11 protein-coding genes and 3 pseudogenes are annotated in these 13,622 nt (G+C 68.6%); 9 read left to right on the top strand and 5 right to left on the bottom strand.

All coding sequences use genetic code 11. The features are described 5' to 3' along the window. Positions 1–967 precede the first annotated feature (967 nt). From QF034_RS17050 to QF034_RS17025, 6 genes and pseudogenes are all read left to right on the top strand, one after another. On the top strand, positions 968–1,972 hold the full coding sequence (locus tag QF034_RS17050; RefSeq protein ID WP_307175777.1) for an ABC transporter substrate-binding protein: 1,005 nt from the start codon (positions 968–970) through the stop codon (positions 1,970–1,972). Positions 1,973–2,064: 92 nt separating this feature from the next. Next, positions 2,065–3,603: a sugar ABC transporter ATP-binding protein gene (locus QF034_RS17045; protein WP_307175776.1), complete on the top strand. Its 1,539-nt coding sequence runs from the start codon at positions 2,065–2,067 to the stop codon at positions 3,601–3,603. Continuing rightward, entirely contained in the window at positions 3,600–4,694 is a 1,095-nt protein-coding gene (locus QF034_RS17040) for an ABC transporter permease (protein ID WP_307175775.1), read from the top strand. The genes QF034_RS17045 and QF034_RS17040 overlap by 4 nt, the downstream gene beginning before the upstream one ends. Then, positions 4,691–5,716, top strand: a complete 1,026-nt coding sequence (yjfF, locus tag QF034_RS17035; protein ID WP_307175774.1) for a galactofuranose ABC transporter, permease protein YjfF — start codon at positions 4,691–4,693, stop codon at positions 5,714–5,716. The genes QF034_RS17040 and yjfF overlap by 4 nt, the downstream gene beginning before the upstream one ends. Before the next feature lie 102 nt (positions 5,717–5,818). Beyond that, a complete protein-coding gene (locus QF034_RS17030; RefSeq protein WP_307175773.1) occupies positions 5,819–7,249 on the top strand; it encodes a glycoside hydrolase family 43 protein in 1,431 nt (476 codons plus the stop codon). Positions 7,250–7,301: 52 nt separating this feature from the next. Next, positions 7,302–7,568 (top strand): annotated as a pseudogene (locus QF034_RS17025) (IS481 family transposase); the annotation flags it as partial. Positions 7,569–7,703: 135 nt separating this feature from the next. On the opposite strand, the gene QF034_RS17020 reads toward QF034_RS17025, so the two are convergent. Continuing rightward, positions 7,704–8,285 (bottom strand): HD domain-containing protein, encoded by a 582-nt coding sequence (locus QF034_RS17020; RefSeq protein ID WP_307175771.1) that lies wholly within the window; start codon positions 8,283–8,285, stop codon positions 7,704–7,706. Positions 8,286–8,299: 14 nt separating this feature from the next. Next, positions 8,300–9,444: pseudogene (locus QF034_RS17015) on the bottom strand (helix-turn-helix domain-containing protein). 98 nt (positions 9,445–9,542) lie between these two features. Between QF034_RS17015 and QF034_RS17010 the strand changes: the two are divergent. Next, the gene (locus tag QF034_RS17010) at positions 9,543–10,157 is read left to right on the top strand and encodes a hypothetical protein (RefSeq protein WP_307175770.1); all 615 of its coding nucleotides are present in this window, start codon (positions 9,543–9,545) and stop codon (positions 10,155–10,157) included. A gap of 112 nt (positions 10,158–10,269) precedes the next feature. After that, on the top strand, positions 10,270–10,425 hold the full coding sequence (locus tag QF034_RS17005; RefSeq protein WP_307175769.1) for a hypothetical protein: 156 nt from the start codon (positions 10,270–10,272) through the stop codon (positions 10,423–10,425). Between the two features lie 269 nt (positions 10,426–10,694). Here the strand turns inward: QF034_RS17005 and QF034_RS17000 are convergent, their stop codons facing one another. The 3 genes and pseudogenes from QF034_RS17000 to QF034_RS16990 form a co-directional block, all read right to left on the bottom strand. Further along, on the bottom strand, positions 10,695–11,399 hold the full coding sequence (locus tag QF034_RS17000) for a PaaI family thioesterase (protein ID WP_307175768.1): 705 nt from the start codon (positions 11,397–11,399) through the stop codon (positions 10,695–10,697). A 46-nt stretch (positions 11,400–11,445) separates the two neighbouring features. After that, positions 11,446–12,456 (bottom strand): zinc-dependent alcohol dehydrogenase, encoded by a 1,011-nt coding sequence (locus QF034_RS16995; RefSeq protein WP_307175767.1) that lies wholly within the window; start codon positions 12,454–12,456, stop codon positions 11,446–11,448. Further along, a pseudogene (locus QF034_RS16990) lies at positions 12,449–12,881 on the bottom strand (tautomerase family protein). Before QF034_RS16990 ends, QF034_RS16995 begins: the two are co-directional and overlap by 8 nt. Before the next feature lie 130 nt (positions 12,882–13,011). On the opposite strand from QF034_RS16990, the gene QF034_RS16985 reads away from it, so the two are divergent. Beyond that, positions 13,012–13,596: a TetR/AcrR family transcriptional regulator gene (locus tag QF034_RS16985; protein ID WP_306966145.1), complete on the top strand. Its 585-nt coding sequence runs from the start codon at positions 13,012–13,014 to the stop codon at positions 13,594–13,596. The last annotated feature ends 26 nt before the right edge of the window (positions 13,597–13,622 follow it).

Raw genomic sequence — 13,622 nt, 5'->3', positions numbered from 1 at the left:
CTGACCTCTTGCCTCCACCGCCGTACCGCCGCGGCGTATGCGCTCCTCGCAGACGATGGTGGGGGAGGGGCCGGCCAGGAGATGTGGCGTCCGCGTGGCATTCCGGGGTGGTGCCGGATCTGTCGCCGTCCTGGTCGCCGTCATGGCGCTGCCCTCACTTCGCGGCTAGGACCCGGACCAGCGTGCAACGAGGGACCGTGAGCGAGCCGGTCGTCCGGCATGTCGCACGGAGTTCGATACTTCGTTCAGCGATCGAAGGTATGGCCACGCCTGCCGGGCGTCAATATCTCTGCCGAAGAAGGCCCCTTTCGCGTCGGGCGCCCGGCAGGCCGTCACCCTCGCCCGCTGCCCCGCGTTACCCAAACGTGATGGCCTGCTTCTCGCGCAACCTCTTGACCAGGGGGGACGGCGGGCGCTCATATGACCTCCCCATTACTGACCACTTGAGGGAGGTACAGCCGTGGCACATCCGGCGCACAGCAGCACCTCCCTGGCAGGCGGCGGCCAACGATTAGACGGCACTCCTTAGACGGCACTTCCCACGGCCCTTCTTGCTGCGGAAGCCGGGCGAGGTGACCGCCCGTACTCCCTGCGAGGCGGCCCGACCCGAACACCTCCGGTCGTCATTGAACCCGGACTCATCGCCCCGTCGGCGACTCATCACCCGCGTCGGCCGGGCGACGCGAGCGCCACGACCACTTCCACTTCGCCGGCCCCTCCCTGATCCCCCCGCCCGCCCATCCGCTCCTCCGGCGCCGCGCGCATCGCCGGCTCCACACCCCCTGCATCCGGCCGCTCCCGGCCTCCCCGCCCAGACCACCCTCTGACGGCACGCGTCACGCATGTTCGATATCTCGAACGTTGGTCGGTCGTCAGAACGTCATCACTTCCACGGTTCCCGACGGAACGTCAGAAGCCGCAGCAACCGAGTCCCATCCCCGGGCCGGCTCAACGAAGGAGATCAAGCATGCTCAGCAGAAGGAACTTCCTCACCGCGGCGGTCGGCGTGGCGGCTGCGACCGGACTCGCGGCCTGCGCCAAGGAGGACGGCAACGCTGCCGCCTCCGCCGGCAGCGGCAGCAAGGCGATCACCCTCGGCTTCTCCCAGGTCGGCTCGGAGAGCGGCTGGCGCACCGCCAACAGCGACTCGGTGAAGTCGGCCGCGAAGGACGCGGGTTACACCCTCAAGTTCTCCGACGCCCAGCAGAAGCAGGAGAACCAGATCTCCGCGATCCGCAACTACATCGCGCAGAAGGTCGACGTCATCGCCTTCTCGCCGGTGGTCGTCACGGGTTGGGACGCCGTGCTCAAGGAGGCCAAGGCCGCGAAGATCCCCGTGGTCCTCACCGACCGCTCCGTCGAGACCTCCGACGATTCCCTGTACGTGACCCTGGTGGGCTCCGACTTCACGGACGAGGGCCGGCGCGCCGCCAAGATCCTGGAGAAGGTCCTGGAGAAGGCGGGCCACAAGGGCGCCGTGAAGATCGCCCAGCTGGAGGGCACCACCGGCGCCGCACCCGCGATCGAGCGCGCCAAGGGCTTCAAGGAGGTCATGGAGGCGGACCACGCGGACGACTGGAAGGTCGTCGTCAGCCAGACCGGTGACTTCACCCGGGCCGGCGGCAAGCAGGTCATGGCGGCCTTCCTCCAGTCCAACCCGGACATCAACGTGCTCTTCGCGCACAACGACGACATGGCCATCGGCGCCATCCAGTCCATCGAGGCGGCCGGCAAGAAGCCCGGCAAGGACATCCTCATCGTCTCCATCGACGGCGTGAAGGACGGCTTCGTCGCCATGTCCGAAGGCAAGATCAACGCCATCGTCGAGTGCAACCCGCTGCTCGGCCCGCAGTTGATGGAGGTCGTGAAGAAGGTCAAGGACGGCGAGACGGTCGAACGCTGGATCAAGACCAAGGAGAGCGACTTCATGCAGGACCAGGCCAAGGACGCGCTCCCCACCCGCAAGTACTGACCGACCGTCCCCACGGCGGGAGCCTCCGGCCGGCCGGCATCCCCGGCCGGGAGGCTCCCCGCGGACCTGGACCATTCACGAGGAGCGCTGCCATGGCAGAGCCGCAGCCCGTCCTGGAAATGACGGGCATAGTCAAAGAGTTTCCGGGGGTACGGGCTCTGTCGGGCGTCGACTTCCGGCTCTTCCCCGGCGAGATCCACGCCTTGATGGGTGAGAACGGCGCAGGTAAGTCCACCCTCATCAAGGTGCTGACGGGCGTCTACTCCCTGGACGGCGGCACGATCACCCTGGACGGCGAGTCCGTACGGTTCGGCAGCCCGCTGCAGGCGCAGCACGCCGGCATCAGCACGGTCTACCAGGAGGTCAACCTCTGCCCCAACCTGTCGGTGGCGGAGAACATCTTCATCGGACGCGAACCCACCCGCGCCGGCCGCATCCAGTGGAAGCGGATGCGCAAGGAGGCGGCGGAGCTGGTCGACCGGCTCGGACTCGACATCGACGTCGCCGCGCCGCTGTCCTCGTACCCGCTGGCCGTACAGCAACTGGTCGCGATCGTACGGTCGGTGGGAACCGGGGACCGTGACGCCGCGGGATCCGGCACCAAGGTACTGGTCCTCGACGAGCCGACCTCCAGCCTCGACCGCGACGAGGTCCTCGAACTGTTCCGTCTGATGCGGCGGTTGAGGGACGAGGGCGTCGCGATCCTGTTCGTGTCGCACTTCCTCGACCAGATCTACGAGGTCTGCGACCGGATGACCATCCTGCGCAACGGCACCCTGGTCGGCGAGCACCTGGTCCGCGACCTCGACCAGGTCGGACTGATCGAGCTGATGATCGGCAAGGCCCTGGACCAGCTCGAGGAACTGGCCGAGCACCAGATGCACTCCGACGTCGGCGAGACCCTGGTCAAGGCCGAGGGACTCGGCCGCACCGGCGGGATCGCCCCCTTCGACCTGGAGATCAACAAGGGTGAGGTGCTCGGCCTCGCCGGCCTCTTGGGATCGGGCCGCACCGAACTCGCCCGGCTGCTGTTCGGAGCCGACCAGCCCGACAGCGGCAAGGTGACCATCGGCGGCAAGCAGGTCTCGATGAGCGCCCCGAACGACGCCATCGAGGCCGGTGTGGCGTTCTGCTCGGAGAACCGCAAGAGCGAGGGCCTGGTCCCCGACCTGACGGTGCGCGAGAACATCATCCTCGCTCTCCAGGCGGCCCGCGGCTGGACCCGGCCCATCCCGGCCTCCCAGCGCGACGAACTCGTCGACACGTACATCAAGGCGCTGGACATCCGCCCCGCCGACCCGGAGGCCCGCGTGGGCCGGCTCAGCGGCGGCAACCAGCAGAAGGTACTGCTCGCCCGCTGGCTGATCACCCGGCCGAAGCTGCTGATCCTGGACGAGCCGACGCGCGGCATCGACATCGGCGCCAAGACGGAGATCCAGAAACTGGTGGTGTCCCTCTCCGAGGACGGCATGTCGGTGCTGTACATCGCGGCCGAACTGGAGGAGGTGCTCCGGCTCAGCCACACCATCGGAGTGCTGCGCGACCGCCGGCTGGTGGCGCGGCTGACCAACGGGCCGGAGATCACCACCAGCAAGATCCTCGAGACCATCGCGAGCGGAGAACACCAGTGACCACCACCTCCCGCTGGCGAGCACTGACGCATCACCACCTGTTCTGGCCGGTCGCGGTCCTGATCGCCCTGCTGCTCGTCAACGTCCCCTTCACGCCCGACTTCTTCTCGATCAACATGACGAACGGCCACCTCTACGGCAGCCTCGTCTCCATCGTGCTGTTCGGCTCACCGCTGATCCTGGTCGCTGTCGGCATGACCCTGGTCATCGCCACCGGCGGCATCGACCTCTCCGTCGGTGCCGTGGTCGCCATCACCGGCGCCCTGACCTGTTCGTACATCAGCGACCAGGCCGACCAGAACGCCGTGTCCGCGGTGTTCCTGGCGATGGGCATCGGGCTGGTGGCCGCGGTCGTCTGCGGTCTGTGGAACGGCTTCCTGGTGGCCAGGATGGGAATCCAGCCCATCATCGCGACCCTCATCATCATGGTCGCGGGCCGAGGTGTCGCCCAGCTGATCACCGACGGCCAGATCATCACCGTCAACAGCGAGCCGTACAAGCTGATCGGCGGCGGCTACTGGCTGACCCTGCCCTTCTCCATCTTCGTGGTGGCGGCGGTGGTGGCCGTCACCGTGGCGCTGACCCGCCGCACGGCGCTCGGCCTGCTGGTCGAATCGGTCGGCGGCAACGCCGAGGCCAGCCGCCTGGTCGGCATCAGATCCACCCGCATCAAGATCATGGTTTACATGTTCTGCGCGCTGTGCGCGGGCATCGCGGGCCTGATGATCAGCTCCAACACCTCGGCCGCGGACGGCAACAACGCCGGTCTGTGGATCGAACTCGACGCGATCCTCGCCGTGGTGATCGGCGGCACCTCGCTGCTCGGCGGCCGGTTCTCCATCGGTGGCACGGTGGTCGGCGCCCTCGTCATCCAGACCCTCACCACCACGATCTACACCATCGGCGTACCGACCCAGACCAACCTGGTCTTCAAGGCCGCCGTCGTCATCGTCGTCTGCCTGCTGCAGTCCCCGAAGTTCCGGGCCAAGGTCTTCGGCGCCAAGGGCCTCAAGGGCCCGCGCCGGGACGCCGCCCCGGTGGAGCCCGCTCCGGCGGCCGACGCCGCCCCGAAGATGGAGGTGTCGCGATGAGCGCGACCGCCCAGACCCCCAAGGCGGCTCCGCGCGGCAGCACCGCCTCCCGTGCCGCGCGCCTGCTCGGCGACCGGCGTCTGCCCGTCCTGGTCACGGCCGCCCTGTTCATCGCCATGTACGTCGGTGGCCTCAGCCGGTACCAGAACTACGGCTTCGCCGAACCCCAGGTGTTCCTCAACCTGTTCATCGACAACGGCTATCTGCTGGTCGCCGCTATCGGTGCCACCTTCGTCATCATGTCGGGCGGCATCGACCTGTCCGTGGGATCGGTGATCGGCTTCACCACCATGTTCACGGCATGGCTGGTGGAACGTCAGGGACTGCCGCTGCTCCTGGTCGTCCCCCTCGCACTGGCCGTCGGCGCCTTCGGCGGCTTCCTGATGGGCTACGTCATCCACAACTTCGAGATCCAGCCCTTCATCGTCACCCTCGCCGGGCTCTTCCTCTTCCGCGGACTGTGCCTGGTCATCAGCAAGGAGTCGATCTCCATCAACGACGCCTCGGTGGGCACCCTCGCCCAGACGCGGGTGTCGCTCGGCCTGGGGGAACTGTCGATCGGCGCCCTCGTGGCCCTGGCCGTCCTCGGTGTCGCCTGCTACGTGCTCCACTACACCCGCTTCGGACGCCGTGTGTACGCCATCGGCGGCAACGAGCAGTCGGCCCTGCTCATGGGCCTTCCGCTGGGCGGCACGAAGATCGCCGTGTACACGGTGAGCGGCTTCTGCTCGGCCCTGGCGGGTCTGCTGTTCATGCTGTACATCCAGTCGGGCGACCCGCTGCACGCCGTCGGCATGGAACTCGACGCCATCGCCGCCGTGGTCATCGGCGGCACCCTGCTGACCGGAGGTTCCGGTTATGTGCTGGGCACGCTCTTCGGGGTGCTGGTGCTCGGCCTGATCAAGAGCGTCATCACGTTCGAGGGGACGCTCAGCTCCTGGTGGACGAAGATCGCAACCGGTGTGCTGCTGTGCGCCTTCATCCTGATCCAGCGGACCATGACGTCACGCCGGAAGACCTGACGGGCACTGCTGAGAGCCGCGACGGCGGCAACTGATCCGACGCGCTCGGCGCAGCGCCCACGGGGGGCACCGGAAAGTCAGACAAAGACAGGGGAAATGCACATGCGCGCGCTTCTCTCCAGGCTGTCGGCGATAGCGCTCGCCGCCTGCCTCCTCTTCACAGGCCAGGCCCTGACCACACCTGACCGGGCCGCCGCCGCCGACCCGGGCTACCTGATGACGCACTTCATCGGGGAGGGGTCGACCGGTCAGCAGATCTACTTCTCGCACAGCACGGACGGCCTGAACTGGAGTGACCTCAACGGCGGCGGGATGACCCTGCGTTCCACGGTGGGCACCCGTGGGGTGCGCGACCCCGCACTGGTCAGAGCCCCCGGCGGTGACAAGTACTGGATCATCGCGACCGACCTGTGCATCGGCTGCGGGCAGTCATGGGACGACTCCGTGAACAACGGCAGCCGCAACCTCGTGGTGTGGGAGTCGACGGACCTGGTCACCTGGTCGCAGCCGTGGCTGCTCAACGTGGCCGGCGCGATCCCCGACGGGCGCAACGCCTGGGCGCCGGAAGCGATCTGGAACCCCGAGACCAACGACTACGTCCTGTACTGGGCGACGAACGCGACCAGGGACGGCGTGCTCAAGCACCGCATCTACTACGCCCGCACCACCGACTTCCGCACCATCACCACCCCGCAGCTCTACATCGACCGCCCCGGTACCCAGAACATCATCGACACCCAGATCGTCGAGGTGCCGTCCGGCGTCGGCAGCTACCGCTACGTTCGGGCCTCCGGCGACGGCCAGATCACGCTCGAAGGCAGCAACTCGATCCTCGGCACATGGACGAACCTCGGCAATCTCTCCGGCATCGGCCTGACCGGCTCCCAGGTCGAAGGCCCGATGTGGATGAAGTTCAGGGACCGCAACGAATGGACCCTGTACCTCGACCAGTACGCCTCCGGACGCGGCTACATGCCGGTCACGACGACCAACCCCTCCGCCTCCGGCACCTACCGGCTCCCGGCGTCAGGAAGCTACAACCTGGGCGGGACGAAGAAGCGCCACGGCGCGATCCTCACCCTCACGGCCGCCGAGGAGAGCCGCGTGCTCGCACGCTGGGCCGACACCCCGGCCAAGCGGCTCCAGTCGTTCAACTTCCAGGACCGCTACGTGCGGCACACCAACTTCGACGTGCGCATCGACCAGAACGTCACTGGCCCGGACGCCCAGTTCCGGCCCCGACCCGGCCTGGCGGGCTCGGGCACCGTCTCCTTCGAGTCGGTCAACTTCCCCGGCCACTTCCTGCGGCACGCCGGATACGACTTCCAGCTGGCCTACAACGACGGCACCCCCCAGTTCGCCGCGGACGCCACCTTCCGCCAGGTCACCGGCCTCGCCGACTCATCCTGGTCCTCGTTCCAGTCGTACAACTTCCCCGACCGGTACATCCGCCACTACGCCTACGAACTCCGCCTCGACCCGATCACCACCACGACGGCCCGCAGCGACGCCACGTTCCGCCTGACGAACTGACCCACGCCTGCGCGAAGTCCCTCCGCCATGACGGGGCCGCGGGCGGTTGTGCCTGCGGCCAGCGGGCCCGTCGCCCCGGCCCCGGGTCGAGCCGGTGCGGGTGCAGCGGCGGGTCAGCGCGGTCGGCACCGTCATGGTCTGCCGGCAGGTCGTCTCCCTCGGCCGCCCCTACGCAGGCCAGACGGTGACCGTGCACGTGTCGGACTCCACGATCACCGTCGACCTGGACGGCCAGGTCCGCGTCATCCGGCGCACCACCGACGTTCCGGTCCGTAACGTGAAAACGAACAAGCCCCACGGGGCTTCCCATGTTGTCTAGGCCCACCGTCAAGCATCACCTGGGATCAAAACGTCAGGCATCAGCTGGGATCCGACACGGTCGGCGGGGACTTGACGTCGAGTGGGATAGGCGGCAGTTCGGTGTTCTGCCGCCGGTGGGTGAAGGGCGGAAGAGTCAGCCCAGCTCGCCCATCGTGCTGCGCAGCCAGTCCAATGGGTCGGTCGCCAGTAGTTGGTCGGCGAGCTCGATCGCCGTCTTTGTCACGAGGCGGCCGCGGCTGTTGTCGATCCAGCGCTGTGCGTGCTCGTAGCCCTGGGCTTTGTACTCGAGGCCCTGCAGCATGCATTCCAGCTTGTCCGCGTCTCGTGCGCAGATCGCTTCGGGAGTTTCCCGGGCCTCGTATTCGTTGATCAGTTCGCGCACAGTGGATGCGAGCGCCTCGGGCATGCCCGCCACCTGGTCGGCGGTGACCACCGCGGGGTCGGCTTCGCCGGCGCCGTACTTCTTGGCCAGGTGGTTGACGTCTCCGGTCCTGGTCTCCTGCGAGTCGTGCCAGACGGCCAGGAACGCGGCGCGGGCGGGGTCTGCCCCCTCCAGTTTGGCGATGATCGACGCGATCAGCGAGGTGCGCCAGGAGTGCTCGGCGACGCTCTCCGGGTCGCGCACGCCTGCCATCCACCACCCGGTGCGTTTCGACTGCTTGAGCGTCCCCGCTTCGTACAAGAACCGTGCCACCTGGGTCAGCTCTTCGGCCACGGTCGGGTCTCCTCTCACGCCTCGGCGAGGCGGATCGCATACCTGATGCTGTCCAGTTCACGGCGAGCGCGAGCCGACAACTCCTGGCTATCCAACATCACCGGCAGCCGGTCGCGCAGGGCTCGAGTCGCTGCCCCGGATTTCAGCAGGTTCGGCCGGATGGTGAGCAGGGACCACAGGGAGTGGATGGTCAGGTCGACGTACCCGTGGTGAGGAGCCAGTCCGTTCGCGAGGTGGGAGAGCAGCTTGTCCCCGGGCCAGGGGCCGGGCTCGCGGGAAGCGATGAAGTCGTCGGACAGTTCGAGGTGGCGGCTCTCGCCGACCCAGTACGCCCAGTAGTTCAAGTTCGCGGCCTCGCCGCGGTCGTCGTCGAGCAGGACGGTGTCGATGAAATGGCCCATCCGCTCGCGGTCGCCCTGCCGCGCGGCGACGGCCGCCACGGAGCGGGCGTTCAGCCAGTTGATGAGCCAGCCTCCGGGCCTTTCCGCGTTCTGCTGGTGGGCGAGCCACTCGAAAGTGTCGGACTGGTCGTCGTAGCCGGACAGGTACAGCGCCTGGCGCCGTAACAGGAACTGCTCCTTGCGTCGCGCCTGTTCTGCCGTGTCCCGCATCCGTGCGAAGAACTTTCGCCTGTCGGTGGCCGGCAGTTCGGGCGCTGACGGTACGGGTCCTCGGCGGGGCCGCCGGGGCGCGGGCAGATCGCGAACCGGCTGGGGCGGCACCTGGGTGAGCGGCCATGCGAGGACCTCGACCAGGTCGCGCTGCATGACCCACGCCCCGAGCGGGCTCTGGTCAGCGGGTGTCTGCTCGTCCAAGGCGTCGGCCAGGAGAACGTCGGCCTCTGTCGCTCTCTCAAGAGTCTGAAGCAGGGCGGGGGAGGTGCCCATCTGCATGAGGCGGTGCCGGTGCACGAGCATCTGCCCGACCGGCAACGCGGGCAAGGGCCGGCGTCCGGACTCCCAGCCGCGATCGTGTCCGACGAGACCTCCAGCCGCTCGGCCACATCGTCCTGCGTCTGGCCGAGCTGCTCCCGGATGACCCGGAATGTGTATCCGGAGATGACCCCGATTCGGGGTCGCGCGGGCGTACCCCGACCGCTAGTCAGGGTTCGTCCTGAAATTGACGGCACCTCGACCACCTGTCCCCGCGTGGGCCCCATCCATACCTGTACTGCCAGTCACTTCAGCCCGTGACCGGCGTTTTCTACCGTTCGGACAGTAGCGACTCGACAACTCAGCGTAAAGGGAAGGTGTAGCCGTGGACGCCGATACGCCAGCAGGTATCCAGCCGGGGGAAGCCTCGGGCGCACTCAGCGTTCTGCGCCCGATCGGGGCCGAGCCCGGCGTGCTCATCCACCCCACTGCGGACCGTCGGCTCGCGACGGAGGACTGGCTGCTGGCGACGTTGCCGCCCGCGTTCCGGGACCGGGCCCGGTGGGAGTGGCAGCAGCACCGGGTGGCGATGCTGCCGCTCGGTGGGCTTTTCTCCGCCCTACGAATTCCCGAGTGCCTGTTGGCCGCTCTGAGCACCAGTACCGAAGCCGGCTGCTTAAACGAGTTCCTGGCCGAGGCCCTTGGGGGCGGGCCGGTCATCTGTGACCCGCGCTTTTCGCGGTACTACGCGCTGTTGCCCGCCAGCATGCCGGCGACACTGCATCAGATGGCCGAGGCGTGGCGTGCCCTGGATGTCGATTGTCTCGGCCACGGCAGCTATCTGGGAGTGCCGCGGCTGGATGCTGTGAACCGGGAACAGGCGCTCGCCTCTTACTGGTCGGTGCCGATGGACTCGGCCGCAGTGCTGTGCACTCCGCTCGCGGTGGCCCGGCTGATCGCCGCCGGACGGCGCTGCCTGGAGACGGAGCCCGAGGCATGAGCGGTACGCCGTATCCGTCATTCGTCGATGTCCCGTGGGCGGATGCGTACGCGCGGCTGGCGAAACACTGCAGCACCTGCGTGACGTGCACGGCCGTGGAGACGAGGAGGGCGTGAACCTCGAACTCCCCTGCGCGACGGCCGACCAGTTGGACGAGGCGTACCGGCAGGCACGGCGTGCACCCGCCGCCTCGACGTTCCCGGCCCGGGATTCCACCGCCTCCAGGGGCGTCGAGACGGTGGCGGGACCTCTCGACCGGCCGCGTTGATGTCAGAAGCACATGTCAAAGGCCCCGGACCATGATCGGTCCGGGGCCTTTGAGCTGGTGCCCCCGGCAGGATTCGAACCTGCGACACCCGCTTTAGGAGTTTTCCTTGGGCGGGGCTGTGACCTGCGGAAACGTCGACTGCGGGGCGCCTGGCCTGGGAAAACACCCCTCCGTAGTTCTCGCCTGTTCACGGGGTTTCCCGGCCTCATGTGTGCTGGATCCGTTCTGCCGGCAGCTTCTGGCGGGGGATACGCCGTATGCCCGGCTGGTCACCGTTCGGCTTGCAGCCCCGGGAACAGGGTGCGAGCGCGGTGGGGGTCGGGAGCGATGAAGACCCCGTCGGAAGTGACGAGGCTCGTGTCAGGGGCTGTCCGGGTGGCGATCGACCCGCTCACGAAGATCTTGCGGTCGTCCCTGCCGGTGACGCGGGCGAGGATCCGCAGGGGTGTTTCCAGTGGGACCGGGCGGTGGTAGCGCATCTGGAGAGAGACCGTCAGGCCGGGCATCCCGGCTGCCGCGCAGACGCGCCCCATGAGTTCGTCCAACAGCATGGCGCTCATGCCGCCGTGGCCGTAGCCGGGTGGCCCTTCGTGGGCGATGCCGAGCGTGCAGTGACCCACCAGGCCGTCGGCGGTGGGCGTCACCTGTACGGGCGGGGCCAGCGGGCTCCCGGCCCCGGTCACAGGGCTGTAGATACGTGTCCCTGTGGGGAACTCGTCCACCTGGGGGATCTCCGCCCGCGACCGCCGTCGGCCCGTCAGCTGGCTGGTGACAGCGCGGACGCCGTCCGCCACACGGTGGAGGGTGTCCGGGGAGGCGGCGGTGCGGACGGTGGCTTCCACCAGGGCGCGCAGTTCGTGGCCGAGGTGGGTGATGGCCGCCTTCTGGTCTTCCAGTTCCTCTTCCTCGGCTGTCGCTCGCGTGGGGTCGGTGGCAGTGCCGGTGGGCGGCGGGTCGGTGAGGGAAGTGTGCATCGGGTTTCTCGGTGGGGTGGGCTGGTGGGGTGCGGGCCGGGTGCGGTCAGTCATCGGCGCGGACGAAGACCGGCTTCAGGTGCTTCTCCGGCAGCGCGGTCGGCAGGTCCTCCCAGTCGATGACGTGGGAGACCACCTTTTCGGGGGCGACCCTGCCGGAGGCGGCGAGTTCGAGGGCGTCGGGGATGTGGGCGCGCACGTTGTCGCGGGCGATGCGCAGGGTGACGCCGTTGAGGTACATGTCGAGCAGTGGCAGTTCACCGGGACGGAAATGGTTGCCCGCCGACTCACAAATCCCCTCCGGGGTCAGGGATTTGACGGCCAGGGCGAGCTGGTCGACGCGTCCGGTGGCCTCGACGGCGATGTCGTAGCCCTGGGGGATCGGTTCCAGGACTTCGGCGGTGGCGGCGCCGAAGGCGCGGGCCAGGGTGCGGTGTTCGGGGTCGGGGTCGACGTAGAGCACTTCGGAGGCGCCGAGGGCGCGGGCGATGTCGCACACGTACAGGCCGATGCTGCCGCGGGCGACGACCAGGACGCGTGCTCCGGGCCGGGCCTTGAGGTGGGGGGCGACCAGGCGCCAGGCCAGGGACCAGTTGTCGCTGGCGGAGGCCATGGCGACGGGGTCGAGGCCGGCCGGCAGCGGGACGAGCATGGCGTCGGCGTAGGGCACGCGGACCAGGTCGGAGAAGAGGCCGCCCCAACTGCCGCCGATCGGTGCGCCGTACATCGCCATGTAGGGCACGGCGGTGCAGTGCGCGGTCAGCCCGGCCCGGCAGCGCTCGCAGGTGCCGCAGTTGATGGACCAGGGGACGACGACCAGGTCACCGGGGGCTACGGCGGTGACGGCGTCGCCGGTCTCGACGACCCGGGCGACGCACTCGTGGCCGAGGGCGAAGGGCGGGTCGATGAAGCCGTGGCCGGCCAGGATGGAGGAGTCCACGTCGCAGGAGGTGGCGGCCACCGGCGCGACGATCGCCTCCCCGTCAGCCTGGAGTTCCGGGTCGGGCGCCTCGCGCCACTCGACGGTGCGCCGGGCGACGTAGGTCAGTTCACGCATCGGCGCGCTGTCCCTTCGCCAGTGCCACCAGGTCGGCGTAGCGGATGACGGAGCCGCCCGCGCCCCAGGTGCCGTCGGGCTGTTCGTGGACGAGCACCCACACTCGCAGGGCGTCGTCCGGGCCGAGGCCGGCGGCGGCCAGGACGGTCTTCGTCGCCTCCTCGACCAGGCCCGCCTTGCGGCGCTCGGACAGGGCTCCGTGCGGGACGGTGACCTCTACCAGGAAGCGCGGCGCGTCGTCCTCGGCGGTGATCTGGGCGTCTTCCGGCAGTTCTACGAGGTAGCTCCATGCCTGGGCGCGGAAGAACGCCGTGTCGGGTGCGCCCTCCCCAGCGCAGCAGTACGGCGGCGAGGTCGCGCTGGATGCTCAGACGGCCCTGTTCGGTCAGGGCGCCGGCGGGGGCTGTGAGCCGGATCATCGGCATGGGCATACCTCTCTTCGTTGCGTTCGTCTTCGTTTCGTTCGACGACCAGGTTTATGACGGTCGTTATAAACGACGGACACGCTAGACTATGACGGCTGTTATAGCCAGTGGGGTCGAAGGGATCGGGTACGTGGCCAAGTCAAGTCCGGCGGCGCGCGAGCGGATCGTGGCCGGCGCGGCCGACATGATCAGTCGACGCGGTCTGAACGCGACGAGCATCCGCGAGACGGCCAAGCACGCCAGGGCGCCGCTCGGCTCGACGTACCACTACTTCCCCGAAGGTAAGCAGCAGTTGGCCACCGAGGCCGTCCGCTACACGGGCGAGTGGGTCGCCCGCAGGCTGCGCAGGGAGTTGGAGGCGGGACCGGTCGCCGGGCTGCGGGCGTTTCTCGACCTGTGGCGCAAGATCGTCGTCGACAGTGACTTCCGGGCAGGCTGCCCGGTTCTCGCCGTCTCCATCGAGGAGCCACCCACTGACGAGACGCCGGCCGCCCTGGTAGCGGCAGCTGACGTCTTCGGCGCCTGGGAAAGCCTGCTGGCCGACTCGCTGTGCGAGCACGGCGCCGAGCGTGAGCAGGCGGCCCAGCTCGCCACCCTCGTCGTCGCGGCCGTCGAGGGGACCGTGGCGATGTGCCGTGCCAAGCGCAGCACTCAGCCCCTGGACCGCACCGCGGAGCAGTTGCAGGCGCTCGTCCTCGCCGCGATCAAGGGCTGACCGGGCGGGGGCAGGGCTCCGTGCAT

Source organism: Streptomyces africanus, from assembly GCF_030816955.1.
Classification (GTDB): Bacteria; Actinomycetota; Actinomycetes; order Streptomycetales; family Streptomycetaceae; genus Streptomyces; species Streptomyces africanus.
Note: the sequence above shows the minus strand (reverse complement) of the source record. Positions and strands in the feature narration are given on the sequence as shown.

Coding starts and splice junctions, on each gene's coding strand:
- QF034_RS17050 (WP_307175777.1), top strand. CDS start 968: ATGCTCAGCAGAAGGAACTTCCTCACCGCGGCGGTCGGCGTGGCGGCT.
- QF034_RS17045 (WP_307175776.1), top strand. CDS start 2,065: ATGGCAGAGCCGCAGCCCGTCCTGGAAATGACGGGCATAGTCAAAGAG.
- yjfF (WP_307175774.1), top strand. CDS start 4,691: ATGAGCGCGACCGCCCAGACCCCCAAGGCGGCTCCGCGCGGCAGCACC.
- QF034_RS17030 (WP_307175773.1), top strand. CDS start 5,819: ATGCGCGCGCTTCTCTCCAGGCTGTCGGCGATAGCGCTCGCCGCCTGC.
- QF034_RS17000 (WP_307175768.1), bottom strand. CDS start 11,399: ATGCACACTTCCCTCACCGACCCGCCGCCCACCGGCACTGCCACCGAC.
- QF034_RS16995 (WP_307175767.1), bottom strand. CDS start 12,456: ATGCGTGAACTGACCTACGTCGCCCGGCGCACCGTCGAGTGGCGCGAG.